The following is a 25298-nucleotide window of genomic DNA, read 5'->3' as shown; positions in this document are numbered from 1 at the left end:
CTCGACCGCCGTGACATTCTGGATTACGTCGAGTGCATCAGTAACGGCAGATGGTATGAGCCACCGGTCAGCTTTACCGGTCTGGCAAAAAGCCTGCGTGCTGCCGTGCATCACAGCTCACCGATTTACGTCAAACGTAATATTCTGGCCTCGACATTTATCCCGCATCCGTGGCTTTCCCAGCAGGATTTCAGCCGCTTTGTGCTGGATTTTCTGGTGTTCGGTAATGCATTTCTGGAAAAGCGTTACAGCACCACCGGTAAGGTCATCAGACTGGAAACCTCACCGGCAAAATATACCCGCCGTGGCGTGGAGGAGGATGTTTACTGGTGGGTGCCGTCCTTCAACGAGCCGACAGCCTTCGCGCCCGGTTCCGTGTTTCACCTGCTGGAGCCGGATATTAATCAGGAGCTGTACGGCCTGCCGGAATATCTCAGCGCCCTTAACTCTGCCTGGCTGAATGAGTCGGCCACGCTGTTCCGCCGCAAGTATTACGAAAACGGCGCACATGCCGGATACATCATGTACGTCACCGATGCCGTGCAGGATCGCAACGATATCGAAATGCTTCGCGAAAACATGATGAAGTCGAAAGGCCGCAACAACTTTAAAAACCTGTTTCTCTATGCCCCGCAGGGGAAAGCCGACGGCATTAAAATTATCCCGCTCAGTGAAGTGGCGACGAAGGACGATTTTTTTAATATCAAAAAAGCCAGCGCCGCTGACCTGCTGGACGCGCACCGCATCCCTTTTCAGTTGATGGGAGGCAAGCCGGAGAACGTCGGGTCGCTGGGCGATATTGAGAAAGTGGCAAAGGTCTTTGTCCGCAATGAGCTTATCCCGTTACAGGACAGGATCCGCGAGATAAACGGCTGGCTCGGTCAGGAGGTCATCCGCTTTAAAAACTACTCACTGGACACTGACAACGGCTGAACATCGCCGCCTGCGGGCGGCTTTTTTACACCCCGTCATCACGCCCTCACACGCTCACCACCGCGCAAAACAGCCCGCAGACACACCAACGCCCCAGCAGGCCAAGTAAACGCCTTCGCGACGCGCTCAGACGCTGAAAAAATAAAATCAGCACCACCGCCAGCGCGCAGTGCTTTCCCCGCCTCGCCCGCCCGCTTCATGGGGCGGTTTTAATGCAGTTGCATGATTACCCCAGAAGCGCGAAGGCACCCTTCCTTAGTTACAGCTGCGATGACATTTACTGCATGCATTTTAATGCAGCTTCACGCAACATAATCAACAATAAGGATAACGATTTAAAATTTCATCTTCTTGATACCCCAGATAGTGAGACATCAATCCAATTGATGGTCTCGTTATAGGGCTATCTATCAACGGATAACGAACCTCTAAATCCTCAAATTTTAAAATTTTCACATAGCCTTTGACCTTTTTCTTATTAATTAGAGATTCCGAATACTCTGGAAAATTTTTTAATAAAGAGTAAATATCCATAATCAAACCATCTATCATCAACATAAGTCTCTCACTAACATCAATATAAAACGCAGCATCATTCGCACCTATAATATTGACAATATCATCATTCTTCATTCGAGATGACGGCACCGGAGAGCCTGCAGCAGAAATTATTTTACCTCTACACTCTTTATCGAATTCATTCCTTAACTTTATAGCCTCCAATAAACTATTATATCGTCTTAGCACATCTTCAATAACAATAATATCAAGCTTCTCCGCTTCATTACTGCCTGACTCACCGACCTTCCCCTCTCCTTCAGAAATAAGACAAGTCAATTCACTCACATCTATAGATATAGGCGCCCCATAAATAACCACCACTGGAAACATTAAAGCTCTCTCAATTGGATTGGTACTTGCACAAACCCCCTTGTAATAATTACTTTTCACTTGCAACAGAGTTGTCAAGGCTGAGAAAAGCTTACACATAGATTGATTTACAACATCTATTTTTTTCTTTTCGGCCTTAACATTTTCTTGCCTATTAAAAACCCTAATGGATATAAAGTAACTTAAAAAAGCTGACAGCATCGGAAGCAATATAGGAAGAATATAATTTTTAACAAAAGCCATACTTCCATCAATACCACCAATTACTTCAATTCTTGAGTCCACTGGATAACGTTCCTCTTCTCGCCATCTATTTTTATTAAAAAGCAGTTATTGTTCTATTGCAGCGTTCTGTCGCAACTTTCAAAGCATCGCGACCATCACTTAAGTACGGATATGAACCAATATCTTTAAAATATTGAATACCTCTGCTTACACATTCTTCAACATCTTTTTTATGTCCATTATCACAACCAGACAACAGAAAAGTCGCAATAACAATTATGTAAAAAGCATTTTTATTCATTTCAATGATAATTCCTTTTATTTTAAATAAAATCATGTTCGACCGATGATACATTATAAACAATCAGTTTAGTATTGTTCTTACGGGCAAGTAAATCCCGGCCACTCATCAGCGACCGGATACATGAATTTTTTCCCGTCATAATTTACGGTCGCGCCACGAGCCAGCGCCTCAAGCTCCCATCGCTGCGGCCTGATACCGTTCTGAGCAAGGTCAACGCGGATACGGGTAATTTGCATTCGTTCCGACCGGGTCAGTCTGGCCGATGGTGCAATTTCATGCGGTTTTAACGGGCTTCCGTTTCTTTGCTGACGATTTGGCGTTCTCAGCCCGTGTTTTAATGCGCCCCTGAGCGCCTTCACGACCTCCGGGTCATTCCATTCGATAACACCATCATCAACCAGATTAAGCACTGCTACGGCGTGCTCAGAAGGTGTGGGAACCGGTAACGAAGTATCACCACCGGTGAGCTTTCCACAGTTATTGACAGGACTCCGAGGCGCGGCGATGCCGCTTTTTAAAGTCAAAGGCTCAACGACAGGAACTTTCGGCACAATGCGCCAGTCCGTGGTTCTGGTGATATGAATATGACGCGCGCCGAGATGCGGCGCGTAAATGCCGACCACTCTCTCGACTTCTTCCTCGTACTCGTTAACGTCATCCGACGGACTACGGGCGACCCTGACAGTCTGACAATCGCGCGGGACATTTGCCCCACCCTGCGCGCTGATATACAGCGCAAAATCGCCACTGTCTGCGGCAGCGCGTGCAGCCTCGACGCGTTCGTCAAACTCATCAGCAATGCTGACGCCGCGAGGTAATTTGCGTAGTTCACGGTAAGCCCCCATTGTCGGCAGGCCAACAGTTTTAAATTGCGGAATACGCCACGTTGACGCCCATGCGGTAACAGCCGCGGCAGTGTCTTTCAGCGGCCTGCCGGTATCGTTATCGAGCTGACCATCCAGTGCATAGCCGTCGATGTTTTTTGAAATGTATTTCGCGATATATCCCGCAGCACCGCCCCGGTTAAGGTGTTTTGCCTGAAAACGGTTTCGCGCGGCTCCTCTTTCGTCGCCATCCTCTTTGAGCGCATAGCGACGCATGATTTCGATAATCTGGTTACGCTGGCGTGGATGACAAAAAAGCATCATATGCCAGTGCGGCGTTCCGTCGTGGTGTGGCTCGACGACACGCAAACCGTAGACCTGTAAATCATTATCTTTGAATGCCGTGCGCATCAGGCTCCAGATATGGCAGAGATAACGCTGCGCATCCTTTGGATTAAATGCCTCATCGTTCCAGCCGTGATTTAGCTGGACGGTTTTACTTTCGCCTTTTCCGACCTGACGTGTCGGGTGATACTTTGACGGCGCGGTCAGCGTGATAAACATCCCCACATCGCCCTCTGCGGCGGCGTAACGCTCAATACCGGCAATGGTGTTCATCAACTCCATCCGACGAATTTCAGGATTAGAAATACTGCCCATCACCTTACTGATAAGGTCGATGCGCTCGCCGGTTTCCCTGTTTTCGAGGTCACACGATTTAAGAAATTCCAGATTTGCCTGGCGGCGTGCACGCACATCACGAATGGCGTGTTTACTGGCATAAGGAGAACGGTCTTTATTGACCTCCCCTACAGCAATCAGTAACGCCTCATGCCAGCGCATACGCTGGCCTTTAAGCTGATGAGTCCACCACTCATCGTTAAACAGGCGGGCAATGGCAGAATATGCCTGCCTCGTGGTCATCTGTCCTTTACGGTATTTTTTCCAGTAGAGCGGGGAAATATTGAAAGCACGTGCAGCGCCAGCAACATGACCATACAGGTGAGCCTGCGCCTCATCCGTAAACAGCGATTCTTTTTCGCCATGCGCATCCACCCAGGCATCGCTGAGTTCCTCATACATCATGAAAAGCTGCGATGAGATACGGGCGGCAAACTTTTTCAGCTCCTTGTCATTCATTCCAGGCAGGCGCGCATAATGGTCACGCTCTGCCAGAAACAGCAACGACGCGTCGGTGTTCATTTCATGGCGCTGATTCACGCGCTCAATGCGCGGCCATAAACGACGCTGAAAAGTGGATGTGAGGAAATAAAACCCGTGCACCGGGCTTTTATTGCGCCGGATGTAGTCATAACGTGAAGTAAACAGCGAGCGCAAAAAGTAAGGCAGACGGTTAATCGTGGATAAAACACCTTGCACCTGACGCATCTCGTCACGTGTAAGGGGTCTTTCGCGCCCGACAGCCTCGCGTGGCGCGTTCCATGCATAAGCACCGGTAAACGCCTTACCGGTGCCTGCAGCAAATGCTGACGGAGGGACAAAACGCCCGGAGGCTTTAACGGCCATATGAGCCAAAAGCCTCTGAACAACGCCTGCTGAGTTGCTCAACCTGCGCGTTTAAATCGGCAAAAGACTTTGCGCTTCCGGTCAGAATATCGTGATGCATCAGGCCGGAAACGAGCTGGCTTAATTTCGGGTAATAACCAACCACCGCCAGCCATTCCTGACCGGCGTTTTTACCGCTTTCCGCTCTCTTTTTCTCGTGGAGAATAAACTGAAAGCTGTCACTGGTAACGACATAACGTTCGCCAATTTCAATACGAATACTCATGCCGTTCTCCGGTAATGTTTGTTTTTTGCGTCAAAGACTGACTGACAGGAAACACAACGCGTGGCTGACGGATAAGCCGCACGACGGGCAGCAGGTATTGGTGCATCACACTCTTCGCAAACCAGCGCAGAAGCACCGCAATGTTTTACCCTTGCCGCGTTAATCTGGCGCTCCAGTAATTCAGCCTGTTGTTCCTGAATAAAATCTACGTTGTCCGGCATTACCAGTTCCTTTTGTCGTTAAGGTTTTTAAATTCATCAGCGCAATAGCTGGTGATTTCTGTCGTTAATTTCGTCAGTTCATCCACGGAGGAAATTTGCTTGTGGAATACAGCGCGTTTAACAAGTAAATTGACCACATCAGACAGGAGGTTTAATTTATCCGCATAAATGGCTATAGTTGATTCCACCATATCCCCAGTGTTTTTATCGCGTTTAATATCAGCTAGCGACAAATCACCGTTTTTCATAACTGAAATCTTCAGCCAGTTATTAAGCAATATATTTTTCATTCGCTGTATGCCCTCTCCGCAGAATCAATCATTTCCCGGCCATTATCGGTAATACAGAAACCTTCTCTTGATTTGGTCACAAGTCCCCATTTCCCCATTGCTATAAATGTTTTTTTCCACACGGCTAGGCCAGGAGCGGAAGACATCGCTTGAAGGATGTAGTGGAGTCTTGTCATCTAATTTTTTAAGTAATGAAAGTTGATAATCTGTTAAGCGTTTCCTGAACCATTTTGTATTTGTCATTTCCAACTTTCCTGTTATTTATTGAGTCCTAGATTATGGAATTTGGCAGACTCCTGACTGAGCAACTCGACTATCTCCACGCGGGATAACTCCGCCTTTGTGATGTGGCGAATCATGGCGTCAAGATGAGAAGAGAAGCGCGTTGCTGCGTCAGCCTGTGCTTCGGTTCTGGCCTGTTGCAGCATTAATGCGTATTTACCGCACTGATTTTCAGAAACTGTATGCATGACTTTCTCCAGGCAAAAAGAAGCCCCGCACGATTAAGTGCGTTAAAAACTTTGGTTAATTACTTAATGCAGATATTGCTCTGGTTTTACCGACGTCAGAATTGTCGGTGCATACTCAAACAGACTGAATAATTCACGTAATGCACGGAATAAAGCATCACGCCAGTAACATGACTCTTCATTAATTCGCCAGTATGGCTGGTTAAATTCTTTTTCTGTCAGCCGTGCGTGCATAAATAAAGTGCGACGCTGACTGACTGTTAAAAAACTAATATATGCATACTCACTTGCGCCAACCTGACGGCGTTTTGAGAATGCCCCGCGCAATTCATCAATTGCACAAACCAGCCGTTCACGTTCGACGTCGTTCATTTCTTCAAAACGCATCGTTGCGTGACGCTGTTTTAACTGCGCATGAAAGCAAACCGTTAGCCGTTCGCGTTCCATCATCTGATTATAATAATCACATGTATCCTGCCAGCGAGGGACGGCCAGATGCTTACCAATTATCCGGCGCATAGCTGCTGGCTGTTTTTCAACGAGATTAAGCGTCATCACTGTCATTTCCAGACCCTCCGGCTTTTCAGAAAGGTCAGAGCCTTCTTTAACGAACTCTGTTTTTTGGTGCGGATAATGATTCCCTTGCGTCCTTTCCCGTGGGTGATGGTGAAGTCAATCGCCCTAGGGCTTTCGTTACGCAATAACTGAGCAATACAACGAGGTTCCTGCATAACTCCTCCTGAAACAGAGCCGGTTTTTAGCCATGTCCGGCACATGGTCTTGTGGTAAGATCGAATCGCCAAAAACAACCAACCACAAGCGAGGTAATAAATGAATAATCAAAATATTGACGAACTTATAACCACTCTCGAAAAAGCGGTTGCATTAGCAAATACCCTACCAACTCCAATGGGAGATTTTGAGGACGCTAAAAAAGTGGATGAATTAACTATTCAATTAAGAGAGATCATTCACCCTAAAAAGCCAGTCCAACTCAAAGGCTTTATTGATATAAATCATTTTTAAAATAGCATCTTGCATCCGTATGCTGTTTATACGGATGCGTCATCATGTCAAAAATACTTTTCCAGTCATCAAGCCCTATTGACCATTTAATACTATTTATATCGCCTGATTTAGAAATTATCGTTTCACGAAGAGCCTTAGCGAGTTCCATGCGCTCTTGAACGGTCATACCAACGCATTCATATTTAATGCGCAAAAAAGAGTCATGAAATAAAGATTTCAAATTCAGCCGTAGAATTTCTTCATCACCATCTGAACTAATAAAAACAAGTTCATCATTATCCAAAATGATATTTTGTTTTCTCAATTCATCGGCTGATTTATATTCTTTCGTACTATTAGCAAACTCACTATACGTAATAGTCAGGCTGTTAGATGGTGATGCATCTTCAAGGTTTCCTCTGATGATAGTCACCGATGTTTTATTTAAATCTTGCCTCATGGCTCCTCCTTAGGCCGCGTGGCCATGTCTGGATTTGCTGTAACTTATGCGGTTCTTCCAGTCATGCCATTCTGTCGGAGCTTCATCGACTAGTTGAGCTGCATATTTGTCCCACTCACGACGATTAATCCATAACTCAGCGTGACCGCCCGGCTTTAACGGGTCTGTCATATAGAATGCTGGCAGCTTTCCAGCTCGTGCCATTTCAGCCACCGCACGAGGAGTCTTACCGATGTAAAGAGCAAAACCCTCTTTCGACAGTAAATCTGACGGATCCGCAGCCAACTTAATGGAATCACGCTTGTTTTTTTTAAGAGCAGAAACTTCTTGTCTTTTCTCGTCACAAATTTCAGATCCGACATTCATTTTGCTATCCTCACATTGATGTCAGCGATCTAGAGCGATTTAGAGTCGTTAGATGCTGATAAATTATATCAACTATGCAAAAGAATACGAGGTTAGAGAATTTATGTCAACTGACACTAGCGAACGTTTGAAGCTTATCCGTGAGTCTGAACGTCTGAAAATGAAGGAGGTAGCTGAACTAGCTGGCATCAACTACACCACATATGCAGGTTATGAATCAGGTAAGGCTATGATGTCCCTAGAAAATGCTAAGAAGTTTTTTAAAGTAGAAAGGTTCAGAAAATACCGTGACTGGTTCATGTTTGATGAGACAGATCCCGCTGCCGGACAAATAGCCCCGGCGCTCGCACACATTGGGCAAGACTCAACAACCTTGCACCACTCAGACCAAAAGACTGGCTGACGATTTATTCAGCATATGTGTGCAGTAAATGTACGAAAGAAAATTGCATTAATTTTCAAGTAGTAGAAGTAAACAGCGTCATCGGAGGGCTTTATGTCTATTAAAAAGCTCGATGATGGTCGTTATGAAGTGGACGTCAGGCCGCAGGGTGCAGATGGAAAACGTATCAGGCGGAAATTTAAAACTAAAGGTGAAGCCCAGGCATTCGAGCGTCATGTCCTGGTTAACTACCACAACAAAGAGTGGTTGGAGAAGCCGGCCGACCGCCGAACTCTTACAGAGTTGTTAGGCAGATGGTGGATATATCACGGAAAATCACATGAGCGTGGAGATATTGAACGGGGGCGTTTGACGACAATAATTGCCAAATTTGCTGAGATGGGAGTGTCCAGGGCGGACCAGCTAACAAAGAAAACGATAACTGATTATCGCGTTGTAATGATGAACGACGGTCTAAAACCAGCCAGCGTAAATCGGCATCTGGCAATAATGAGCGGGATGTTCACCAAGTTAATTGACGCCGGTGAATATCACTCTCACAACCCGTTCCGTGAGGTGAAGCGGTTACGTGAAGCTGTTACGGAAATGGCTTTTTTGTCCAGTGAAGAGATTACGCGGCTGCTATCCATGCTTGATGGTGATGAATTAAATGCGACTCTGGTCTGCCTTTCTACTGGTGGACGCTGGAGTGAAGTGTCTAATTTAAAAGCTGAACACATCATTAACCAAATGGTTACGTTTATGAAAACCAAAAACGGAAAGCGCAGGACAATTCCCGTTTCGCAGGACTTGATTAAACGGATCAAAACCAAAAATTCTGGCAGGCTTTTTAATGCCAGTTACTACAAAGTGCGCAACGCTCTCAGGGAAGTAAAACCCGATTTACCTGACGGACAGGCAGTGCATGTTTTGAGGCATACATTTGCCACACATTTTATAATGAATGGAGGTAACATAATCACATTGCAGCGCATCCTGGGTCATTCTAACATTCAGCAAACTATGACCTACGCACACTTTGCACCGGATTTCTTACAAGATGCTGTGACTCTTAACCCGGTGTCAGGAATGTCCATAATGCGTCCATAAACCAGAGTTAACTAGAGCCAATTGAAGCGATATGAGTAATTTAACTAATTGTAATACAACAGAAAATACCGCTGCGGCGGGGGCTACCAAGTCAGTTATTGGTCGCATTCACTCTTTTGAATCCTGTGGAACCGTAGATGGCCCGGGCATTCGCTTTATCACCTTTTTCCAGGGCTGCCTGATGCGCTGCCTGTATTGCCATAACCGCGACACCTGGGACACGCATGGCGGTAAAGAAGTTACCGTTGAAGATTTAATGAAAGAGGTGGTGACTTATCGCCACTTTATGAATGCTTCAGGTGGTGGCGTAACCGCGTCCGGCGGCGAGGCGATTCTGCAAGCCGAGTTCGTTCGTGACTGGTTCCGTGCCTGTAAAAAAGAAGGTATTCATACCTGTCTGGACACCAACGGTTTTGTCCGTCGTTATGATCCGGTGATTGATGAACTGCTGGAAGTGACCGACCTGGTGATGCTCGATCTCAAACAGATGAACGACGAGATCCACCAGAATCTGGTTGGCGTTTCCAACCACCGTACGCTGGAATTCGCTAAATATCTGGCGAACAAAGATGTGAAGGTCTGGATCCGCTACGTTGTGGTCCCGGGCTGGTCTGACGATGACGATTCCGCCCACCGTCTTGGTGAATTTACCCGCGATATGGGCAATGTCGAGAAGATCGAGCTTCTCCCCTACCACGAGCTGGGCAAACACAAATGGGTAGCGATGGGTGAAGAGTACAAACTCGATGGTGTGAAACCACCGAAGAAAGAGACGATGGAGCGCGTGAAGGGCATTCTCGAGCAGTATGGTCATAAGGTGATGTTCTAATTTCTCCCGTAAAGCGGCAACTTTATTGAGTTGCCGCTTTATTGTTCCGCGCGACATAAATAATTCAGGGCGTTATTTTTAGCATCACTTATAGCACAACGTCCTGATTTATTACCCAAGCCGCCAGTATATGTCCTGCGGCTTGCGCGAATTTCTCGATTATGTAAAACAGCTCAGCTCTGCGCCCTGCTCAGCAGAATTAACAACTATTGTTTGGTCGTCGCTCTACGTGCCAAGATCGGAAATATCAATCCCAACCCCACCAATACAAATGGCGTCGCAATATTCAGCGCTAGCTGGAAAGTCCACTCTGCGGTGAAAGCCTCCATTTTCGGGAAGATCCCCGTCAGGCAGGCGAAGGCAGTAAAGGTAAAACACCAAATTCCAACAGTCATCGCCAGCGGCTTATTGCGAATAAAAACATATTCCGGTTTATATTTTTGCGCCAGACGAACTACTGCAATGAACGCCACGAACACCCACAAATAACGCAGCGGCATCACAACGGAGTTTAGATTCAGTAGCCATTTGTAGAGATTATTCATATCTCCAATACCCAGTGTTGGCAGCATAATCAGGATCGCCACCAGCACCAGCGTCAAAATATATCCATTGACCGGTGTGCCTGAATCATTTGTACGACACAATCTGGCAGGAATATATTTGCTATCGGCATCGCCTAATAACACTTTCAGCGGAGCATCTATAGAAAAGACCAGCGCAGCGACTTGCCCCAGAGTATTGGCAATGGCGTAAATAACCATTAAGGAATTCCCCATGTTGTAATACTCTCCCAACTTCTGGAAGGCGTAATACTGACCATTGGTCATTAAATCATCAGGAATATTGCGTGAATCAAACATCATCCCCATTGCCAGTGAACCAAGAATGGCACATACCGCAACCATTACAGCCAGACATAGCATCCCTTTCGGAAACTCTTTTCCCGGATTACGCGTCTGGTTAACGTAAGGAGAGATCTTCTCAGCGCCTCCCACAGCAAAGACTAGCATCGAAATGGTGGTGATGTAGGTAAAGTCGATGTGGGGAATGAATGTTTCCCAGGTAATATTAGTAGTCGCAATATGCACTTCAGTAATAGCGGGCGCGGTTACCGCCATCACTACATATAACAACGACATCACAAACATTGCGATCCCGGCGACCGAACCAACAACCTTTAACGATTTCATACCGCGGGAAGCAACCCACATAAAGAAAATGAACAGTACCAGCGTCAGCCCCTGCAACGCCACCACCGAATATTCTTTAATTAATGAGCCATCCCCCTTCACCGCCCAGCCCAGCGCAATCAGAATAGCCTGTGGTTTTTGTGCCAAATAGGGAATATGCACGACCCAGTAAGTCCATGCTGCGAGGTAAGCCAGCCCGGGCCCCATTGTATGTTTAATCCAGGTACTGACGCCGCCCTTCCCGTCTTTAAAGGTTGAGCCCAGTTGACCGACGATAAGAGCATAAGGTGTGAAATAGAGCGCAAAAATAAACACCCATGAAAAAACGACCACCAATCCCTGATTGGCGTAGTTATTGACAACGTTGCCAAAGCCCCAAACCGTGATAAATGACATCAGTGCAATGTTGTACCATCGCAACTGTTTTTCCTGAATATTTCCAGCCATAGACAAATCCTTAGCCAAAATTAAAGGGGTATCTGTAAAACGAGGGATTATGCGCGGCAAATCAGAAGTGCGGAAATAGCGGGGTACAAAATTATAACCTGCTGCACATTTTATTTTTCAACGAATAAAATTTCGACAAAGGCAAGCCTTGTAGAGAAAACAAAAAAGCAGAGTGTGAAACAGCAAGTTCACACTCTGCACGCATTCATTTACACGTGAGCAACGGGTTTTGGCGTATGACCGGCGTTGCGAAGCAGCATCAGCAAGTAGATAAACGACACGCTGGCGATCATGATAAACAGCAGCTTATCGGAGAAATTCTGCATCAGCATGGCGGTAAAAGACGGACCAAGCAAGCTTCCCACGGTATAGCTCAGCAGTAAGGCCTGGTTCATCGCCACCAGTTGATGATGTTCAACTTTCTCACAAGCCCAGGCCATCGCCACCGGATATAGCGTAAAGCCAGCGGCACCGAGAATAAATAACGCTGGGGCCATCGCCGCCTGACTGAGCATCGCGATACTGCCGAGAATGACGACAAACACCTGTACGCGCAGCACCAACAGGCGACCAAATTTATCCGCCAGACGACCAATCGGCCATTGCCCCAGGATACCGGCACTAACTAATACCGCCATCCAGAATCCAATACTGGCATTGCTGATCCCCTGATGATTGAGATACAGCGGCATCAGACCATAAAGAGAGCCAAGGACAATCCCGGAAATAATACAGCCATTGACGCCAAGCCGCGCCTGACGCAATTTTAGCATTGACGTAATTGGCGTCGAAACATGGTTATCAGCTTGCTGATTCAGGATGCGAGTAAACAACAACGGTAAGATGCCCGCAATCGTCAATCCCGTTACCCATGGCAATACACTCATCAGCTCAGTCGACACTTTGCTGACCAGTAACTGGCCTAAAAACGTCCCCACATAATAAACCATCATATAAGCGGCAAGTAATCGCCCACGATTACGAGAGGTCCCACTGCACATCAACGCGCTTTCTACCACTACCCAGATCATCGCGCAACCGACGCCCGCGACGAAACGCCAGGCTAGCCAGCTCCAGAAACCAATCATCAAGCCAAGCCCGGCGCAACCTGCCGCAAAAACGAAAGAGGCAAGATAATAGCTACGGTTAAAGCCGAAGCGTTTAATGACATACCCGGTCAGCAAAGTACCGACCAGGTTGCCGGTAAAATAAGACGAACTGACGACGCCAACCTGCCATGTTGGCAAACTTTCCTGGGCGAGCCACAGCGGCACAAGTGTATTCAACACCGCGATCGCCAGAGTCAACAAAAGCAGGCCAGACAGTAAAAGCATGACAGGCCGGGTATACGTGGACATGAATGAAAACCGTGAGGAAGTTCAAATTTCATGCGCATCATGCCACCGCCAAAAACATTGTCAATGGGTGCAAATACGACAGTAACGCAACGATTGTATTATCGATTCATATTACTCATTCATAACACGAATAATGAAAAGATAATTAATCTCATCTAATTGTTTTTATTGATCTAACATAATCTTCTCTCGTTTCGTTCAGTCGAAAAATTTCATGGTCACGGCAAACCTGAATTTCCGGTCTATGCTTTCATAGCAACGCATCGCGTCTGAATGATTTCAGACGTACCACTGACTCTCAAAAAAGGAGAAGAAGATGACTAAACCGTATGTTCGTCTTGATAAAAATGATGCTGCTGTCTTGTTAGTCGATCACCAGGCCGGATTGCTTTCTCTTGTGCGAGATATCGACCCCGACAAATTTAAAAATAATGTGTTGGCACTGGGCGACTTAGCAAAATATTTCAATTTACCCACTATCCTTACCACCAGTTTTGAAAGCGGACCTAATGGCCCACTAGTCCCTGAGCTGAAAGCACTATTTCCAGATGCACCCTACATTGCTCGTCCGGGGAATATTAACGCCTGGGACAACGAAGATTTCGTTAAAGCAGTCAAAGCCACGGGTAAAAAACAGCTGATTATCGCCGGTGTGGTCACCGAAGTTTGTGTTGCATTCCCGGCGCTTTCGGCGATTGAAGAAGGGTTTGATGTCTTTGTGGTGACTGATGCGTCAGGAACTTTTAACGAAATTACCCGACATTCGGCGTGGGATCGTATGTCGCAAGCAGGGGCACAATTGATGACATGGTTCGGTGTCGCGTGCGAGCTGCACCGCGACTGGCGTAACGATATTGAAGGTCTGGCGACGCTATTCTCTAACCACATTCCTGACTATCGTAATTTGATGACCAGTTATGACACATTAACGAAGCAGAAATAACAGAAAACCGGGGTCGAGACCCCGGTTATTGCTTCTTAACTGGCAACAGCCATGCCCACGGTCATGTGCAAGCCGTAGAACACACCGCGACCAATTAACTCCCCTGCCAGAAGCAGAATGAATGATACGGAAAGCAACGGTACCGCAGGCTGAAAACCTTTCAACTGTGGCACAATCCACAAACACAACGCCACTGCCAAAAGTACGATCCGCCAGGCCATCAGCGCACCATAATCCGGCACCAACGCCGCTGCCTGCTGTACCGAACTATGTATCGTTGCCAGATCTGCGCCCTGCATTACGGACATTACACCACTCACCACCAGCGCCAGAACAGAAATCGCTGGCAACAAGCGCATCGCCCAACCGTCAACGCCAGCCAGATTCAACAACAGGTAACCCAGCAGCGGCCCCCCCATAAACATGGTCAGGAAGAATCCCATCGGCGTCCAGATGCTATACCAGGTCGGAACGGTATCGATACTGTTATAAACACGTACCATCATCCAGACAAAGAGCACGCCAAGAACGATCGTTACCACCAACCAGAGTGTGCGTAATGCCGGTGACAATTTTTTCAGCATTGCCAGTAACCAACCGATTCCCCCTACGGCGAAAAAGATCGAACCACTGGCGATTTCGTTACTTAGCGCCGAAGCGCCAACACGGTTGAGCGAATTGAAAGCACGCAGTGGCGAGCCCAGATGGAGCATCGAGGCGATAAACCCAATGCCCATTAGCACCCATAAACCAAACATACAAGCAATAACGCGTTGCTGAACATCGGTTCGCAAATCGCCTTTGATTAACGCCAGCGCCAGAACGATAAAACCGCCCACTACGCATTGCCCGAAGACCGTGAAGATCATCAGCGGCCATTCATGCCATCCACTTCCCATCTCACACCTCCTTCGGATTAGCCAGATAGCCAGTGGTATCCCCGGTCGGGCGGCTATTGGCATTAGGTTTAATCACAATATTTGGTTTGGTGAAGTGTGCACGCGGCAGTGGTGCAACCGCCGCAAGATCACCATGTTTTTTACGCAGCTCGTCGATAGGACCAAAATCCAGCGCCCGCAGCGGGCACGATTCGACACAGATTGGTTTTTTACCTTCCGCAACACGGTCATAGCAGCCGTCGCATTTAGTCATATGCCCTTTGGTTTCGTTATATTGCGGCGCGCCGTAAGGGCAGGCCATATGGCAGTAACGACAGCCAATGCAGACATCCTCATCAACCACAACGAAGCCGTCTTCTCGCTTATGCATCGCACCGCTCGGACAGACTTTGGTACAAGCAGGATCTTCGCAGTGGTTGCACGAAATCGAAAGATAGTAAGCGAATACATTCTGATGCCAGACGCCGTTATCTTCCTGCCAGTCGCCGCCAGCATATTCATAAATGCGGCGGAAGCTGACTTCTGGCGTCAGATCTTTGTAGTCTTTACAAGCCAGTTCGCAGGTTTTGCAACCGGTGCAACGGCTGGAATCAATAAAAAATCCATACTGGGTTGTCATCGGTTACTCCTTACACCTTTTCAACCTGAACAAGGTTTGTATGTGACGGATTCCCCTTAGCGAGAGGAGACGGACGTTGAGTAGTCAGTACGTTGATACAACCACCCTTATCGACACGTTTTGCATCCGGGTCATACCAGGCGCCTTCACCCAGTGCGACTACACCCGGCATCATGCGTGGCGTCACTTTCGCCTCAATATGAACCTCACCACGATCGTTAAAGATCCTGATCTTATCGCCGTTACTGATACCGCGCTTTTGCGCATCAAGCGGGTTGATCCACATTTCCTGACGGCAAGCCGCTTTCAGCACATCAACGTTGCCGTAAGTTGAGTGCACACGAGATTTATAGTGGAAACCCGTAAGCTGCAGCGGATACTGTTTGTTCAGCGGATCCTGATAACTTTCAAAGCCCGGCGTGTAGATCGGCAGTGGATCGATCACATCGCCTTCCGGCAATTCCCAGGTAGCGGCAATGTCAGCCAGCGCCTGCGAATAGATCTCAATTTTGCCCGATGGCGTGGTCAATGGATTTGCCTGCGGATCTTCACGGAAGGCTTTATAAGCCACATGATGCCCTTGCGGGTCACGTTTTTTAAAGATCCCCTGCTTGCGGAACTCTTCAAAAGTCGGTAATTCAGGAATCGCTTCTCGCGACTGAGCGTACAGATGACGCATCCACTCTTCCTGAGTACGGCCTTCAGTGAACTGTTGCTCCACACCAAGACGTTTTGCCAGTTCGCTGGTCATCTCATAGATGGTCTTACACTCAAATCTCGGTTTAATAACCTGGTCGTTGAAAATCACATAAGACATATTCCCGCAGGAGGCATCCAGTGCAAAGTCCATCTGTTCGGAAGCAGTGCAATCCGGCAACAGGATGTCAGCATATTTCGCGGATGAGGTCATGTGGCAGTCGATAACCACTATCAGTTCACACTTCTTGTCATCCTGGAGGATTTCATGGGTGCGATTGATTTCAGAATGCTGGTTAATCAGGCAGTTACCGGCATAGTTCCAGATCATCTTGATTGGAACATCCAGCTTATCTTTACCACGAACACCGTCACGCAGCGCCGTCATCTCCGGGCCGCGTTCAATCGCATCGGTCCACATAAACATGGAAATGCTGGTCTGGATCGGATTCTCGAGAGTAGGCATACGAACAAACGGTAAGCTGTATGAACCTTCGCGTGCGCCAGTGTTACCACCGTTAATACCAACATTACCAGTGAGGATAGCCAGCATTGAAATAGCACGAGTGGCGATTTCACCGTTGGCATGACGCTGAGGTCCCCATCCCTGGCTGATAAATGCCGGTTTGGTGCTGCCGATTTCTCGTGCCAGTTTGATGATTCGGTCAGCAGGGATACCGGTAATTTGCGAAGCCCATTCCGACGTTTTCGCAATCCCGTCTTTGCCTTCACCCAGAATATACGCTTTATAGTGACCATTTTTCGGCGCACTGGCTGGCAAAGTTTTCTCGTCATAACCGACGCAATATTTATCGAGGAATTCCTGATCGACCAGATTTTCAGTGATCATGACGTATGCCAGACCATTTACCAATGCAGCATCTGTTCCCGGACGGATCGGGATCCACTCATCTTCACGTCCAGCACCGGTATCGGTATAACGCGGATCGATGATAATCATGCGAGCATTTGATTTCTGCCGAGCCTGTTCAAGATAGTACGTTCCCCCGCCGCCGCTCATACGCGTCTCGCCAGGGTTATTACCAAACAACACAACCAGCTTACTGTTTTCGATATCTGACGGACTGTTGCCATCTGCCCAGCCGCCATAGGTATAGTTCAGACCTTCTGCAATTTGCGCAGAGGAGTAATCACCATAGTGGTTTAAATAACCACCACAGCAATTCATCAGACGCGCAACGAGAGTATTTCCTGGCGGCCAGGAACGAGTCATGGTGCCGCCCAACGTACCGGTACCATAATTCAGATAGATAGATTCGTTACCATACTCTTTAATCAGGCGCTGCATATTAGTGGCAATAATGTCGTAGGCTTCTTCCCAGCTAATACGCTCAAATTTACCTTCGCCACGCGCCCCTACCCGTTTCATCGGATACTTCAGACGGTCTGGATTATAAACGCGACGACGCATAGAGCGCCCACGCAAACAAGCGCGTACCTGATGCAGGCCATCGTAATTGTCATCACCGGTATTATCCGTTTCGACGTATTTGATTTCACCGTCCACCACATGCATACGTAGCGGACACCGGCTACCACAGTTAACTGTGCAGGCACTCCAGATAACCTTCTCGTCAGAATTTACTGGAATAGCGCTATCTACAGCGTGTGCAATCCGACTAAAAGGTAATGTTAATGCGCTGCTGGCCATTGCCAGGCCGCCGATCGCTGTCGTTTTTACCAAACCACGGCGACTCACCTCAGCAGCCAATACCGCATCAGGGATTTTCGTTTTCATAATAGCTCACTCAAGCTTGCTCACGATTGATTCCTGTAGCAAACCGCATTGTTTAATTATTTTCATAGCGTTGCGCTATATAGGTCCGTATACATCGAATAATTTGAAAATCAACAACATAGGAAGATCTTCACTCGAAAGTAGTATTACGCGCAAATGAGGAGTAATTATTGTTCGGTATCAAATGGAGAGAAAAAAAGCGCCCGCAGGCGCTTTAACGTTTCTTGCTCCCCCTGATGATTTACTTATTTTTCAACGAATAAGCCAAAACAGGGGAACAAATTAACACAAATTATAACTAATCGATGGACAGTTTATGGACACTTTCAGCCAGCGGATTAAAGTTGATCGCGTCCAGTAAAAAGTCCGGCGAAAAATGAGCGTACGTCATTGTTTGCTGAATCGTTGCGTGCCCCAGGATTCGTTGCAACGTAACAATATTTCCGCCATTCATCATAAAGTGTGTGGCAAATGTATGACGCATGACATGCGTAGCCTGCCCCTTCGGCAAATCCGGTTTCACCTCCTGAAGAATCTCCCGGAACTTCAGATAATCAACCTGATACAATAACCCCGTTCGACGGGTTTTAATCAGAGGCACGACCGAATCCGCCACAGGAACCGAACGGGATTTTCCGTTTTTGGTGTTAAAGAACGTCACCCGGTTGCCAACGATATGCTCTCCACGTAGTTCCGATGCTTCACTCCATCGGGCACCAGTAGAAAGACACAGAATGGCAACACGACGCGCATCACCCTCCAGTCGCTCAAGAAGCCGTTCAATCTCATCATCAGAAAGAAAGGCCATCTCTGTGTTCTGAACTTTCAGTTTTCGTATACCGCGTACAGGGTTCGCGTTGTGAAAGACCTCAGCTTCAATCAGCACCGTGAACATGGTAGACAGTACGCATAAGTCACGATTAATACTGGACGGCATTAATCCGGCCTGTAATTTCTCTGACCGATATTCAAGCATAAATTTTCGCGTCATCTGACTGGCGCGAGGATCTCCCATTTCACGAACAACCTTCCCTAGCCTAACCCTGTAGCTATCCCCGTAAGCCTGATTACGCCCATCAAGCATCCACCACGCATCAAGCAGCTCTGATAATCGCCGCTGATCAGCTGGCTTAGCCTGCCATGGCTTGTCATGAAAGTTCTGTAACACATACTTCTCAAACTCCTGAGCCTTTGATTTCAGGGCAAAGATTTTTCGAATCCGCTTTCCTTCCGCCCCCTGCGGTCTGACATCGACCTGATAACGTCCGTCTTTGAGTTGCTTAATCGACATGATTAGCCCCTCCAACGGATAAATTAACTAAACACTCCTTGCGATATGTAATTCGCTCAATGTGTAGAGTCAGCCAACATTGCGGCCTGATCGGGGTGATTTTTGGGTAATACCGATTGAAACCTGATCGCCCTCCGACTGAATAGATCCATCAAGAGAGAGAGCCGGAGCAATCTGCCCGGCGACAGGTAGCGTCTTATCTTTTATTAGCCACAGCATGTATTTTTCAAAGCGATCGACTTGCAGAACCGCCTCAACGATTTTTGCTCTAGCGTTCTTTTGCCCCGATTCGTAATTCCTTATGGTTGCCAAAGACAACCCAGTAATATCCGCAAACTGCTTTTGTGTTAACCCTTCCGCCTTACGTATCTGACGTAACTTTTTTGCGTAGTCTATTGACAAGATAACCATTTGAGTATTAACCTCTCGCACAAAGATAACCTTTTGGTTATCTTTACAAGCCAAAACAAACCATCACAAGGCGCGACAAGCGCACCAACGCAAGAGGATAACAAATGCGGGACTTCATTGCCGATAAAGAGTTATCTGACCACCAACCACTTCAGGAAAGTGACGCACTCAGCGGATCCATTGATGCCGCCAACGACGACGAGCACGAAGAAAACAAGAAAAAGCGTTCCTACAAAAAAGGAGCGACTTTGCGGCTGGATGGTCCGATCGCCGGGCTTTGCTCTCTGGAAAAAGGCGCGGCATATATTGGGCTAACAAAATCTGCACTGCGCGTAGCCATTCATCGCGGTCAAATGCCGGGACACAAGACGCGCACAAACCCGGAAGATGAAAACTCAGACGGCGTATGGTGGTTTAACGCCAAAGAGTGGGACAAGTTGGCTGATGAGCTACCAGAGTGCGAACCCCCGGAATGGCACAACTGGAAAAGTTACTGGACGTATGACCGCCAGAAAAGAAAGTTCGCACCAGTCGACAAAGAAGATTGCCAGACCGTTAACGGAAAACGGGTTTATATGGGTAGAAGTTCAAAACTGGAAAAACGCAGAGATCACGAGAGCGATTTATCATAAACAACATCAAGAGCGTCGAAGTATTCTTTGCTCGCCAGAAAGAATAGCGAGACGCATGGTTGCTGTGGCTGGGACTTTGAAATGACTAAATTATTTTTAACACAAATAACAAATCACTTTCGTCGCCGTTATTTCAAACACGGGCAGTTAGTGGGTTATATCACCCTGCCTGAATGAGTTAAAAGAGGTAACAGTAGAATGAATCACAAAAATAAAGCGCTACTGGAACGACTGGAAACCCTGAAAAACGAAAAGCCGCACCAGAAGCTTTTGCTGGTTTTTCCGGGCAAACCACAGGTTGAAATCAGCATTGACTACCACGAATTACACAGAACGTTCGCTGACCTGATGGCATTTAAATCAAAGCTTCAGAATGGCGAAGATTTGAAAGATGCCACCCTGCATCCCGACGATGAATACGGCCATTTTTGTCGGGATAACGCAAAGGGAACGTTCGGATTGGTTTTAGAACCAGTATGCGGCGTCATGCTCAGGTTTCCTGCCGAAGAAGCATTTGAACTTTATCGACAGATTATGGATGACGAATCAATGCTCATTAAAGAAACAGCAGACTGTACATGCGCTAACACTAAACCGTACATTTATGCTGGCTCATACACTGATGAAGAACTGATAAATTTTTTGGAAACCGTTGTAGCAGAATTGAAATGCCGCAACAGGTTACCACTAAGACAACAACAATTACGGCATGAGTTAGAGGCCTACCAGGCTGAAATAGATAGAAACAATGAGTTTATTAATTCAGTCGTGTATCGGCAGGATAAAAATCCCAAGCAGAATCCTTAAAGTGCAACAGACTTTCATCTTCATAACTTAAATCAGGCATTGGAGATGAGAGCTCGTGCTTATAAAGAATCTGGATACGCTCGGATACATGCTCTGGTATTACATATGCATTAATATCATTCCAGAGAACAATAAGTATGTCATGGAGACACATATTTTTGGCATCAGACAATGAAACACCCTTTTGGGTGAAAAGATAATGATAAAGCACATTTTTTCCGAAGAGGACTACACACTTGGAATCAATATTTCTTCGATACTCGACAAGTAGCAAATCCAATTTAAGGAGAATTAATGCTCGAGTAGCAACAAATGCTGAGTTGGCTGTTTCTTTATCCAGCACATCACGATAGGATTCAGCAACTCGCTCGCAGTGTTTTTCAAAAATTCGCAGACACACAAAAGCATCTAATTCCATAACAACTCCTTTGTGGTTGGTTAAACACGCGCCCTTTACAGCCCCTTCAAGACTGCGGGCGGTGGAAAAATACCACAAAACCATGCGCCGGGCATGGCTAAAACCCGGCACAAATTCGCAACAGCAGCAGGATATTTTTGTATGAAGCAACAACGAAATTCTTCACAGCAACGCTTCCGCAACGGGGCGGAACGCCACGCTAACCGTTTCGCCACCAGCGCATCACGCAGCAGCTCTCGCTACAGCCTGAGCGAAACACACGCCACACCTGATGGCCATCCCGTAAAACAAATTGGTGAACACACCTGGCTAATTGAGAAAGCAGGAATCGTGGTTCACAGATGCCAACGCAACCCATTTACCGGAAACCGCATTTTTGCTCTGAGCAACGGCGACAATCAGTTTGGACAGGATTTCACGTTGTACGAAGCTCTGCGCACGGTTGATCGTCTGCTGCGCGGACAGAATTTCATTAAACAGGCTGATTTATAACAGGTGATTTATGACCAAAGACCATGCACAAAGTGTATTTATCCGTTTTATTGATTTTCGCGGTGAACTGTTATTACGCGCATCAGCCATTGACGGAGTTGTTCCATCCGAAAAAAACGCAGCTACTTACGTTTATCTGAACGGTACGCGCCTGACTGTGGAGCTTCCGTATCAGACCGTACGAGAAATCATTAGCGAAGCTGAAAAGGCACGTCAGGTTAATGGCGATGAACCCTATATCGAAATTATTTGTATGGATTCAGAAGCTGAAACCCATAAGGCAGATTAAAGGGCGTTGCAATGGACCAGGAATACAAGACTCTCGTCAATAAAGCACTTGAGCGTTTTCATTTTCGCTTAAACACATCAGGAGTCCAGGCAGAACACGCGGCCTATGATTCATTAGCAAGGGCAATCAGAAGCCTTTATGACGTGGCCTTTTACGCTGACGATTTGGATGCGATTAACGAGCTTTCCGAACTTGTCCGGGACACAGAATACGGGGTTCGCATTGAACCATATAAACTGGGGAATATCGCATGAGTATATTTATATCATGGCTTATTCTGATTATTTCGGTGGTCTGCACCATTGGCATTATGCGAATTATTCATTCAGTGAAAAAGATTGAGCGTTTTTTCTCTGACGAATAACAGCACAAATAAAACACCACATTAAATAAGAAAACCTGAAAACAATCCGCATTCGCGGAGGTATTCGTACATCCAAACAACGGAGAAAGAAAATGAACACAAAAACCGAAGACACCCTTACCTCTCTGAAAATGTTATCCGCGATGGAGCGTGAAATGCACGAGCGAGCAACAAAGGTAGGCGCTCACATTCTCAGCGTTCATGCACTGATGGTAGCCGGCGTCATAGAAAATGCCGCCGAGTTCATCGAAGAACAACACAAAGAAATCAGCGCCCTCAAAGCTCAGTTAGCCGGTGCCGGCACGACTTTACCCGTCGCAGGACAACGGGTCGTTATCGTCGGTAACCCGTCACAGGAATTCATCATTCTGTCAGAAATGGCAAACGGATACCTGATCACCCCATCCCCCACAGACGAAAACAAACCTCTGGAGGATGTGCGCATTGTTGCGCGTGACAGAGTTGTGTTCACCGACCCCGCAGCCTCTTCCACATTTAACGCATAAGTCAGCTATGGGGAAACTGAAATACCGCATGACTCTGATGAGTCACATTCTGAAAAGCGCAAGTGGCTTTTATGTCTACCAATTCAACCCTTCATGGGATGCAGAGCTACAGCAGCTACTGAATGAAGGCGTTCTCGTCGCAACGAATGAGCACAACGCGATTTTTCATCACAACGACAACGTCGTTGAAGTATGGATTGCCAATCGCTGGTACGGCTACGGCTGGCTGAACCGCGTTAACGGACGCGAAACTGACACCAGTCGCACCCGCCCGCGTTTTCGCACCATGTACCGCCTGCACCAAATGGTGCAGGCCTTCCAGGTTAAGGAAATGTAATGGCAATTAAGCAATTTACCGTCGTTCGCTTCACCTCCAGAGGGAGCGAATACGAAGTCGATGAACGCCTGATTACCACAATCGACAAACACCGTTCAGAAAAGGATGCACATCACATCTATCTCACTGACGGCACTTACTTCTGCGCCACGAATGTGGTGCGGGTGAACCTTATCCGACAGGTACAGGAGTCACGCAGATGACCGTTCTGGATTATATCGCTGCCAATCCGGGGTGTAGCGGTGGAGAAATCGCCGCAGCACTGAATACCCCAACCACAGCCATTAATGCGGAGTTACGCCGACTCTGGCGCAGCGGTTCAGTCATAAGAAAAGAGCGCAAAACAGGCGGTCGCTTTTCTTACCAGATAAACCCGATGCCGTTCGGGTGCGGCAATCCACTTACCAACATGTTTAACCAGCTACTGAAGGAAGCCAGAGCATGAGCGCCATCAACCACAAGGAATTACGCGAACTGGCGACTGACCTGCAACGAATGGCAACGCCTCAAAAATTACTGGCGTTTCGCGCAATGCTCTCGCCGTCTGCTGTGCTGGCGCTGCTGGATGAGCTGGAGCACGCCAGAACCACACCTCTCGCCATTCGCCTGACGCTCCGTCATGAAATCGAGGATTTCTGCGCGACGTTGGAGGCGCCAGGCGAACCGGAAACGCCGGAAGCAATACAGCAAGAGCTGCTGCAACGCATTGACAAGGTTTTTGATTTTTTTCTGAACCACTAAGAAACCAGAACATGCACACACAAAAAAACCGCTTGCCCTGCCGCAATCAATCAGGTTACATTTCCGCTGCACCCCATAAAACGGGTGCCGGGATTGCAACCCCCGCTGACAACTACAGCGCACAACCGCGCCAGCGGTTTTTTTGTGCGTACCGTATCGCCACGTCTTTTTCGCACACGAATTATGGTGGGGCGCATGGGGCCGACTTCGGTCGGGCCGGTTTCTGTAGTTGCCGGTGGTTGCAACCCCATACGCCTCGCCACCCAGAATTGCAACCTCTGGATGGTGAGTTTTCAAAACTTGCAACTACAGAGACCACACCATGGCAAACCGCAAACAGCACCGCGCTATCGCGGAGCGTCGTCACATCCAGACTGAAATCAACCGCAGACTTTCCCGCGCATTCCGCGTCGCTAAAATCATGCACATCAATATGCTGCATGAGCGTAGCTGCGAACTTTCAAACCTCTACTCATCCGCTGTTTTCAGTTATCTGGCGGATGATCTGCGCGAGCTTCAGCAGCTCATCCAGCAGCAAAACAAACTCCATTAATTCCTGTTCCGGGCCTTTCCTGCACCTTGCGGCGGGAGGCCTTCGCACATCTGTAACAAGAGGATTGCCGCAATGATTCTCGCCAACGACTTTCTTGAATACCTGCTCAACACAGAGCGTGATCTTGCCGTTCGCGTGCGTGAACGTTATGACATGTACTTGAAATCCCTGCCTGTACCGCAGCTCGCTGACGGAAAGATTGTTATTGATGGTCGCTACATGATTGACAGCCACGAGGGAAATTACAGGCTTTACCGCATTGAAGGTGGCACTCCGTCCGTTATTGGCATTTACCAGCGCCCATCCTCTGCAATCGTCGATGTGATTGCCGACAGCATCCGCATCACACATCGCCATGCCGACACAGAAGACACCGTGCTGGAAATTCAGCGGCTGGCTGCCGTTTGCCGTGACACCCTGAACGGTATGACGCAGTAA

38 protein-coding genes are annotated in these 25298 nt (G+C 47.5%); 19 read left to right on the top strand and 19 right to left on the bottom strand.

The annotated features are described in order from the left end of the window. A partial coding sequence (locus tag EA14781_RS01655) for a phage portal protein (protein ID WP_042335300.1) occupies positions 1–933 on the top strand: 933 nt, incomplete at its 5' end. 315 nt (positions 934–1248) lie between these two features. On the opposite strand, the gene EA14781_RS01650 is transcribed toward EA14781_RS01655, so the two are convergent. The 9 genes from EA14781_RS01650 to EA14781_RS25150 all read right to left on the bottom strand — a co-directional run bounded on the left by EA14781_RS01650 (position 1249) and on the right by EA14781_RS25150 (position 6681). Continuing rightward, complete coding sequence (locus tag EA14781_RS01650; protein ID WP_000378330.1) at positions 1249–2109, bottom strand: hypothetical protein; 861 nt, start codon at positions 2107–2109, stop codon at positions 1249–1251. A gap of 34 nt (positions 2110–2143) precedes the next feature. Then, positions 2144–2350, bottom strand: coding sequence for a hypothetical protein (locus EA14781_RS01645; protein WP_001038612.1), 207 nt, complete (start codon positions 2348–2350; stop codon positions 2144–2146). Positions 2351–2430: 80 nt separating this feature from the next. Beyond that, positions 2431–4704 carry a replication endonuclease gene (locus tag EA14781_RS01640; RefSeq protein WP_000268591.1) on the bottom strand — a complete coding sequence of 758 codons (2274 nt, stop codon included), beginning with the start codon at positions 4702–4704 and terminating at the stop codon, positions 2431–2433. Next, positions 4694–4969 (bottom strand): DUF5405 family protein, encoded by a 276-nt coding sequence (locus tag EA14781_RS01635; RefSeq protein ID WP_000027667.1) that lies wholly within the window; start codon positions 4967–4969, stop codon positions 4694–4696. The genes EA14781_RS01640 and EA14781_RS01635 overlap by 11 nt, the downstream gene beginning before the upstream one ends. Continuing rightward, the gene (locus tag EA14781_RS01630) at positions 4966–5190 is read right to left on the bottom strand and encodes a TraR/DksA C4-type zinc finger protein (protein WP_001113262.1); all 225 of its coding nucleotides are present in this window, start codon (positions 5188–5190) and stop codon (positions 4966–4968) included. The genes EA14781_RS01635 and EA14781_RS01630 overlap by 4 nt, the downstream gene beginning before the upstream one ends. Then, the gene (locus EA14781_RS01625) at positions 5190–5480 is read right to left on the bottom strand and encodes a DUF5405 family protein (RefSeq protein ID WP_000789844.1); all 291 of its coding nucleotides are present in this window, start codon (positions 5478–5480) and stop codon (positions 5190–5192) included. The genes EA14781_RS01630 and EA14781_RS01625 overlap by 1 nt, the downstream gene beginning before the upstream one ends. A gap of 257 nt (positions 5481–5737) precedes the next feature. Then, positions 5738–5950: a DUF2732 family protein gene (locus tag EA14781_RS01620; RefSeq protein WP_000557709.1), complete on the bottom strand. Its 213-nt coding sequence runs from the start codon at positions 5948–5950 to the stop codon at positions 5738–5740. A 63-nt stretch (positions 5951–6013) separates the two neighbouring features. Then, positions 6014–6514, bottom strand: a complete 501-nt coding sequence (gene repB / locus EA14781_RS01615; protein WP_000217671.1) for a phage replication protein B — start codon at positions 6512–6514, stop codon at positions 6014–6016. Next, on the bottom strand, positions 6511–6681 hold the full coding sequence (locus tag EA14781_RS25150; protein WP_001157772.1) for a hypothetical protein: 171 nt from the start codon (positions 6679–6681) through the stop codon (positions 6511–6513). Before EA14781_RS25150 ends, repB begins: the two co-directional genes overlap by 4 nt. 100 nt (positions 6682–6781) lie before the next feature. Between EA14781_RS25150 and EA14781_RS01610 the strand changes: the two genes are divergently transcribed. Continuing rightward, positions 6782–6976, top strand: coding sequence for a hypothetical protein (locus tag EA14781_RS01610; protein ID WP_001064716.1), 195 nt, complete (start codon positions 6782–6784; stop codon positions 6974–6976). On the opposite strand, the gene EA14781_RS01605 is transcribed toward EA14781_RS01610, so the two are convergent. Together EA14781_RS01605 and EA14781_RS01600 are read right to left on the bottom strand one after the other, a co-directional pair. Next, positions 6954–7418: a hypothetical protein gene (locus tag EA14781_RS01605; RefSeq protein ID WP_001248439.1), complete on the bottom strand. Its 465-nt coding sequence runs from the start codon at positions 7416–7418 to the stop codon at positions 6954–6956. The genes EA14781_RS01610 and EA14781_RS01605 overlap by 23 nt on opposite strands. Before the next feature lie 9 nt (positions 7419–7427). Then, positions 7428–7784, bottom strand: coding sequence for a Cox family DNA-binding protein (locus tag EA14781_RS01600; protein WP_001100582.1), 357 nt, complete (start codon positions 7782–7784; stop codon positions 7428–7430). Positions 7785–7887: 103 nt separating this feature from the next. Here EA14781_RS01600 and EA14781_RS01595 point away from each other — a divergent pair, with 103 nt between their 5' ends. The 3 genes from EA14781_RS01595 (at position 7888) to pflA (ending at position 10105) form a co-directional block, all read left to right on the top strand. Further along, positions 7888–8187, top strand: a complete 300-nt coding sequence (locus EA14781_RS01595; protein ID WP_024164825.1) for a helix-turn-helix domain-containing protein — start codon at positions 7888–7890, stop codon at positions 8185–8187. Between the two features lie 93 nt (positions 8188–8280). After that, positions 8281–9276, top strand: a complete 996-nt coding sequence (locus EA14781_RS01590) for a phage integrase (RefSeq protein WP_000023391.1) — start codon at positions 8281–8283, stop codon at positions 9274–9276. Positions 9277–9307: 31 nt separating this feature from the next. Next, complete coding sequence (pflA, locus tag EA14781_RS01585; RefSeq protein WP_000067976.1) at positions 9308–10105, top strand: pyruvate formate lyase 1-activating protein; 798 nt, start codon at positions 9308–9310, stop codon at positions 10103–10105. Between the two features lie 206 nt (positions 10106–10311). On the opposite strand, the gene EA14781_RS01580 is transcribed toward pflA, so the two are convergent. Then, positions 10312–11745 carry an APC family permease gene (locus EA14781_RS01580; protein WP_000918346.1) on the bottom strand — a complete coding sequence of 478 codons (1434 nt, stop codon included), beginning with the start codon at positions 11743–11745 and terminating at the stop codon, positions 10312–10314. A 209-nt stretch (positions 11746–11954) separates the two neighbouring features. Next, on the bottom strand, positions 11955–13103 hold the full coding sequence (locus tag EA14781_RS01575; RefSeq protein WP_000109305.1) for an MFS transporter: 1149 nt from the start codon (positions 13101–13103) through the stop codon (positions 11955–11957). A 316-nt stretch (positions 13104–13419) separates the two neighbouring features. On the opposite strand from EA14781_RS01575, the gene ycaC reads away from it, so the two are divergent. Continuing rightward, the gene (ycaC, locus tag EA14781_RS01570; RefSeq protein WP_000165868.1) at positions 13420–14046 is read left to right on the top strand and encodes an isochorismate family cysteine hydrolase YcaC; all 627 of its coding nucleotides are present in this window, start codon (positions 13420–13422) and stop codon (positions 14044–14046) included. Between the two features lie 35 nt (positions 14047–14081). Here the strand turns inward: ycaC and dmsC are convergent, their stop codons facing one another. The 5 genes from dmsC to EA14781_RS01545 all read right to left on the bottom strand — a co-directional run bounded on the left by dmsC (position 14082) and on the right by EA14781_RS01545 (position 19721). After that, the gene (gene dmsC / locus EA14781_RS01565; protein ID WP_000534713.1) at positions 14082–14945 is read right to left on the bottom strand and encodes a dimethyl sulfoxide reductase anchor subunit DmsC; all 864 of its coding nucleotides are present in this window, start codon (positions 14943–14945) and stop codon (positions 14082–14084) included. Between the two features lies 1 nt (position 14946). Then, positions 14947–15564, bottom strand: a complete 618-nt coding sequence (gene dmsB / locus EA14781_RS01560) for a dimethylsulfoxide reductase iron-sulfur subunit DmsB (RefSeq protein WP_000213098.1) — start codon at positions 15562–15564, stop codon at positions 14947–14949. 10 nt (positions 15565–15574) lie between these two features. Continuing rightward, positions 15575–18019, bottom strand: a complete 2445-nt coding sequence (gene dmsA, locus EA14781_RS01555) for a dimethylsulfoxide reductase subunit A (protein WP_000850329.1) — start codon at positions 18017–18019, stop codon at positions 15575–15577. 298 nt (positions 18020–18317) lie between these two features. Continuing rightward, the gene (locus EA14781_RS01550) at positions 18318–19310 is read right to left on the bottom strand and encodes a phage integrase (RefSeq protein WP_000023737.1); all 993 of its coding nucleotides are present in this window, start codon (positions 19308–19310) and stop codon (positions 18318–18320) included. Positions 19311–19379: 69 nt separating this feature from the next. Beyond that, the gene (locus EA14781_RS01545) at positions 19380–19721 is read right to left on the bottom strand and encodes a helix-turn-helix domain-containing protein (RefSeq protein ID WP_001368591.1); all 342 of its coding nucleotides are present in this window, start codon (positions 19719–19721) and stop codon (positions 19380–19382) included. Between the two features lie 104 nt (positions 19722–19825). On the opposite strand from EA14781_RS01545, the gene EA14781_RS01540 reads away from it, so the two are divergent. After that, on the top strand, positions 19826–20353 hold the full coding sequence (locus EA14781_RS01540) for a Cox family DNA-binding protein (RefSeq protein WP_001204234.1): 528 nt from the start codon (positions 19826–19828) through the stop codon (positions 20351–20353). A gap of 198 nt (positions 20354–20551) precedes the next feature. Next, the gene (locus EA14781_RS01535; protein WP_001015850.1) at positions 20552–21160 is read left to right on the top strand and encodes a hypothetical protein; all 609 of its coding nucleotides are present in this window, start codon (positions 20552–20554) and stop codon (positions 21158–21160) included. Here EA14781_RS01535 and EA14781_RS01530 read toward each other — a convergent pair. Beyond that, a complete protein-coding gene (locus EA14781_RS01530; RefSeq protein WP_024257389.1) occupies positions 21111–21578 on the bottom strand; it encodes an ECs1072 family phage-associated protein in 468 nt (155 codons plus the stop codon). The genes EA14781_RS01535 and EA14781_RS01530 overlap by 50 nt on opposite strands. Before the next feature lie 141 nt (positions 21579–21719). On the opposite strand from EA14781_RS01530, the gene EA14781_RS01525 reads away from it, so the two are divergent. The 11 genes from EA14781_RS01525 to EA14781_RS01475 all read left to right on the top strand — a co-directional run bounded on the left by EA14781_RS01525 (position 21720) and on the right by EA14781_RS01475 (position 25298). After that, on the top strand, positions 21720–22070 hold the full coding sequence (locus EA14781_RS01525; protein WP_000813376.1) for a DUF4761 family protein: 351 nt from the start codon (positions 21720–21722) through the stop codon (positions 22068–22070). Between the two features lie 10 nt (positions 22071–22080). Continuing rightward, positions 22081–22359 carry a hypothetical protein gene (locus EA14781_RS01520; protein ID WP_000158979.1) on the top strand — a complete coding sequence of 93 codons (279 nt, stop codon included), beginning with the start codon at positions 22081–22083 and terminating at the stop codon, positions 22357–22359. Between the two features lie 11 nt (positions 22360–22370). Beyond that, on the top strand, positions 22371–22613 hold the full coding sequence (locus EA14781_RS01515) for a DUF4754 family protein (RefSeq protein WP_000371919.1): 243 nt from the start codon (positions 22371–22373) through the stop codon (positions 22611–22613). After that, positions 22610–22723 (top strand): hypothetical protein, encoded by a 114-nt coding sequence (locus EA14781_RS24600; protein ID WP_000021649.1) that lies wholly within the window; start codon positions 22610–22612, stop codon positions 22721–22723. The genes EA14781_RS01515 and EA14781_RS24600 overlap by 4 nt, the downstream gene beginning before the upstream one ends. A 92-nt stretch (positions 22724–22815) precedes the next feature. Continuing rightward, positions 22816–23229: a hypothetical protein gene (locus tag EA14781_RS25145; protein ID WP_001093477.1), complete on the top strand. Its 414-nt coding sequence runs from the start codon at positions 22816–22818 to the stop codon at positions 23227–23229. Between the two features lie 7 nt (positions 23230–23236). Continuing rightward, positions 23237–23566, top strand: a complete 330-nt coding sequence (locus tag EA14781_RS01500; RefSeq protein WP_000517253.1) for a hypothetical protein — start codon at positions 23237–23239, stop codon at positions 23564–23566. Continuing rightward, on the top strand, positions 23566–23769 hold the full coding sequence (locus tag EA14781_RS01495; RefSeq protein WP_000985681.1) for a hypothetical protein: 204 nt from the start codon (positions 23566–23568) through the stop codon (positions 23767–23769). Before EA14781_RS01500 ends, EA14781_RS01495 begins: the two co-directional genes overlap by 1 nt. Continuing rightward, positions 23766–24011: a MarR family transcriptional regulator gene (locus tag EA14781_RS01490; protein ID WP_000217073.1), complete on the top strand. Its 246-nt coding sequence runs from the start codon at positions 23766–23768 to the stop codon at positions 24009–24011. The genes EA14781_RS01495 and EA14781_RS01490 overlap by 4 nt, the downstream gene beginning before the upstream one ends. After that, entirely contained in the window at positions 24008–24307 is a 300-nt protein-coding gene (locus tag EA14781_RS01485; RefSeq protein ID WP_001274214.1) for a hypothetical protein, read from the top strand. The genes EA14781_RS01490 and EA14781_RS01485 overlap by 4 nt, the downstream gene beginning before the upstream one ends. A gap of 322 nt (positions 24308–24629) precedes the next feature. Further along, positions 24630–24860: a derepression protein gene (locus EA14781_RS01480; RefSeq protein ID WP_000013452.1), complete on the top strand. Its 231-nt coding sequence runs from the start codon at positions 24630–24632 to the stop codon at positions 24858–24860. Between the two features lie 72 nt (positions 24861–24932). Beyond that, on the top strand, positions 24933–25298 hold the full coding sequence (locus EA14781_RS01475) for a hypothetical protein (RefSeq protein ID WP_000599409.1): 366 nt from the start codon (positions 24933–24935) through the stop codon (positions 25296–25298).

This window comes from Escherichia albertii NBRC 107761 = DSM 17582, from assembly GCF_000759775.1.
GTDB classification, from domain to species: domain Bacteria; phylum Pseudomonadota; class Gammaproteobacteria; order Enterobacterales; family Enterobacteriaceae; genus Escherichia; species Escherichia albertii.
The sequence above is the reverse complement of the archived record's forward strand: the minus strand, read 5'-3'. Positions and strand labels throughout refer to the sequence as shown.

Bases quoted from the DNA above. Each gene is read 5' to 3' on its own strand.
- EA14781_RS01495 (WP_000985681.1), top strand. From the start codon at position 23,566: ATGGCAATTAAGCAATTTACCGTCGTTCGCTTCACCTCCAGAGGGAGC.
- EA14781_RS25145 (WP_001093477.1), top strand. From the start codon at position 22,816: ATGAACACAAAAACCGAAGACACCCTTACCTCTCTGAAAATGTTATCC.
- dmsC (WP_000534713.1), bottom strand. From the start codon at position 14,945: ATGGGAAGTGGATGGCATGAATGGCCGCTGATGATCTTCACGGTCTTC.
- EA14781_RS01540 (WP_001204234.1), top strand. From the start codon at position 19,826: ATGCGGGACTTCATTGCCGATAAAGAGTTATCTGACCACCAACCACTT.
- EA14781_RS01480 (WP_000013452.1), top strand. From the start codon at position 24,630: ATGGCAAACCGCAAACAGCACCGCGCTATCGCGGAGCGTCGTCACATC.
- EA14781_RS01520 (WP_000158979.1), top strand. From the start codon at position 22,081: ATGACCAAAGACCATGCACAAAGTGTATTTATCCGTTTTATTGATTTT.
- dmsB (WP_000213098.1), bottom strand. From the start codon at position 15,564: ATGACAACCCAGTATGGATTTTTTATTGATTCCAGCCGTTGCACCGGT.
- EA14781_RS25150 (WP_001157772.1), bottom strand. From the start codon at position 6,681: ATGCAGGAACCTCGTTGTATTGCTCAGTTATTGCGTAACGAAAGCCCT.
- pflA (WP_000067976.1), top strand. From the start codon at position 9,308: ATGAGTAATTTAACTAATTGTAATACAACAGAAAATACCGCTGCGGCG.
- EA14781_RS01525 (WP_000813376.1), top strand. From the start codon at position 21,720: ATGAAGCAACAACGAAATTCTTCACAGCAACGCTTCCGCAACGGGGCG.
- EA14781_RS01590 (WP_000023391.1), top strand. From the start codon at position 8,281: ATGTCTATTAAAAAGCTCGATGATGGTCGTTATGAAGTGGACGTCAGG.
- EA14781_RS01645 (WP_001038612.1), bottom strand. From the start codon at position 2,350: ATGAATAAAAATGCTTTTTACATAATTGTTATTGCGACTTTTCTGTTG.
- EA14781_RS01625 (WP_000789844.1), bottom strand. From the start codon at position 5,480: ATGAAAAATATATTGCTTAATAACTGGCTGAAGATTTCAGTTATGAAA.
- EA14781_RS01620 (WP_000557709.1), bottom strand. From the start codon at position 5,950: ATGCATACAGTTTCTGAAAATCAGTGCGGTAAATACGCATTAATGCTG.
- ycaC (WP_000165868.1), top strand. From the start codon at position 13,420: ATGACTAAACCGTATGTTCGTCTTGATAAAAATGATGCTGCTGTCTTG.
- EA14781_RS01490 (WP_000217073.1), top strand. From the start codon at position 23,766: ATGACCGTTCTGGATTATATCGCTGCCAATCCGGGGTGTAGCGGTGGA.
- EA14781_RS01485 (WP_001274214.1), top strand. From the start codon at position 24,008: ATGAGCGCCATCAACCACAAGGAATTACGCGAACTGGCGACTGACCTG.
- EA14781_RS01530 (WP_024257389.1), bottom strand. From the start codon at position 21,578: ATGGAATTAGATGCTTTTGTGTGTCTGCGAATTTTTGAAAAACACTGC.
- dmsA (WP_000850329.1), bottom strand. From the start codon at position 18,019: ATGAAAACGAAAATCCCTGATGCGGTATTGGCTGCTGAGGTGAGTCGC.
- EA14781_RS01545 (WP_001368591.1), bottom strand. From the start codon at position 19,721: ATGGTTATCTTGTCAATAGACTACGCAAAAAAGTTACGTCAGATACGT.
- EA14781_RS01600 (WP_001100582.1), bottom strand. From the start codon at position 7,784: ATGAATGTCGGATCTGAAATTTGTGACGAGAAAAGACAAGAAGTTTCT.
- EA14781_RS01535 (WP_001015850.1), top strand. From the start codon at position 20,552: ATGAATCACAAAAATAAAGCGCTACTGGAACGACTGGAAACCCTGAAA.
- EA14781_RS01640 (WP_000268591.1), bottom strand. From the start codon at position 4,704: ATGGCCGTTAAAGCCTCCGGGCGTTTTGTCCCTCCGTCAGCATTTGCT.
- EA14781_RS01580 (WP_000918346.1), bottom strand. From the start codon at position 11,745: ATGGCTGGAAATATTCAGGAAAAACAGTTGCGATGGTACAACATTGCA.
- EA14781_RS01610 (WP_001064716.1), top strand. From the start codon at position 6,782: ATGAATAATCAAAATATTGACGAACTTATAACCACTCTCGAAAAAGCG.
- EA14781_RS01550 (WP_000023737.1), bottom strand. From the start codon at position 19,310: ATGTCGATTAAGCAACTCAAAGACGGACGTTATCAGGTCGATGTCAGA.
- EA14781_RS01595 (WP_024164825.1), top strand. From the start codon at position 7,888: ATGTCAACTGACACTAGCGAACGTTTGAAGCTTATCCGTGAGTCTGAA.
- EA14781_RS01475 (WP_000599409.1), top strand. From the start codon at position 24,933: ATGATTCTCGCCAACGACTTTCTTGAATACCTGCTCAACACAGAGCGT.
- EA14781_RS01575 (WP_000109305.1), bottom strand. From the start codon at position 13,103: ATGTCCACGTATACCCGGCCTGTCATGCTTTTACTGTCTGGCCTGCTT.
- EA14781_RS01500 (WP_000517253.1), top strand. From the start codon at position 23,237: ATGGGGAAACTGAAATACCGCATGACTCTGATGAGTCACATTCTGAAA.
- EA14781_RS24600 (WP_000021649.1), top strand. From the start codon at position 22,610: ATGAGTATATTTATATCATGGCTTATTCTGATTATTTCGGTGGTCTGC.
- EA14781_RS01515 (WP_000371919.1), top strand. From the start codon at position 22,371: ATGGACCAGGAATACAAGACTCTCGTCAATAAAGCACTTGAGCGTTTT.
- EA14781_RS01605 (WP_001248439.1), bottom strand. From the start codon at position 7,418: ATGAGGCAAGATTTAAATAAAACATCGGTGACTATCATCAGAGGAAAC.
- EA14781_RS01635 (WP_000027667.1), bottom strand. From the start codon at position 4,969: ATGAGTATTCGTATTGAAATTGGCGAACGTTATGTCGTTACCAGTGAC.
- repB (WP_000217671.1), bottom strand. From the start codon at position 6,514: ATGACAGTGATGACGCTTAATCTCGTTGAAAAACAGCCAGCAGCTATG.
- EA14781_RS01630 (WP_001113262.1), bottom strand. From the start codon at position 5,190: ATGCCGGACAACGTAGATTTTATTCAGGAACAACAGGCTGAATTACTG.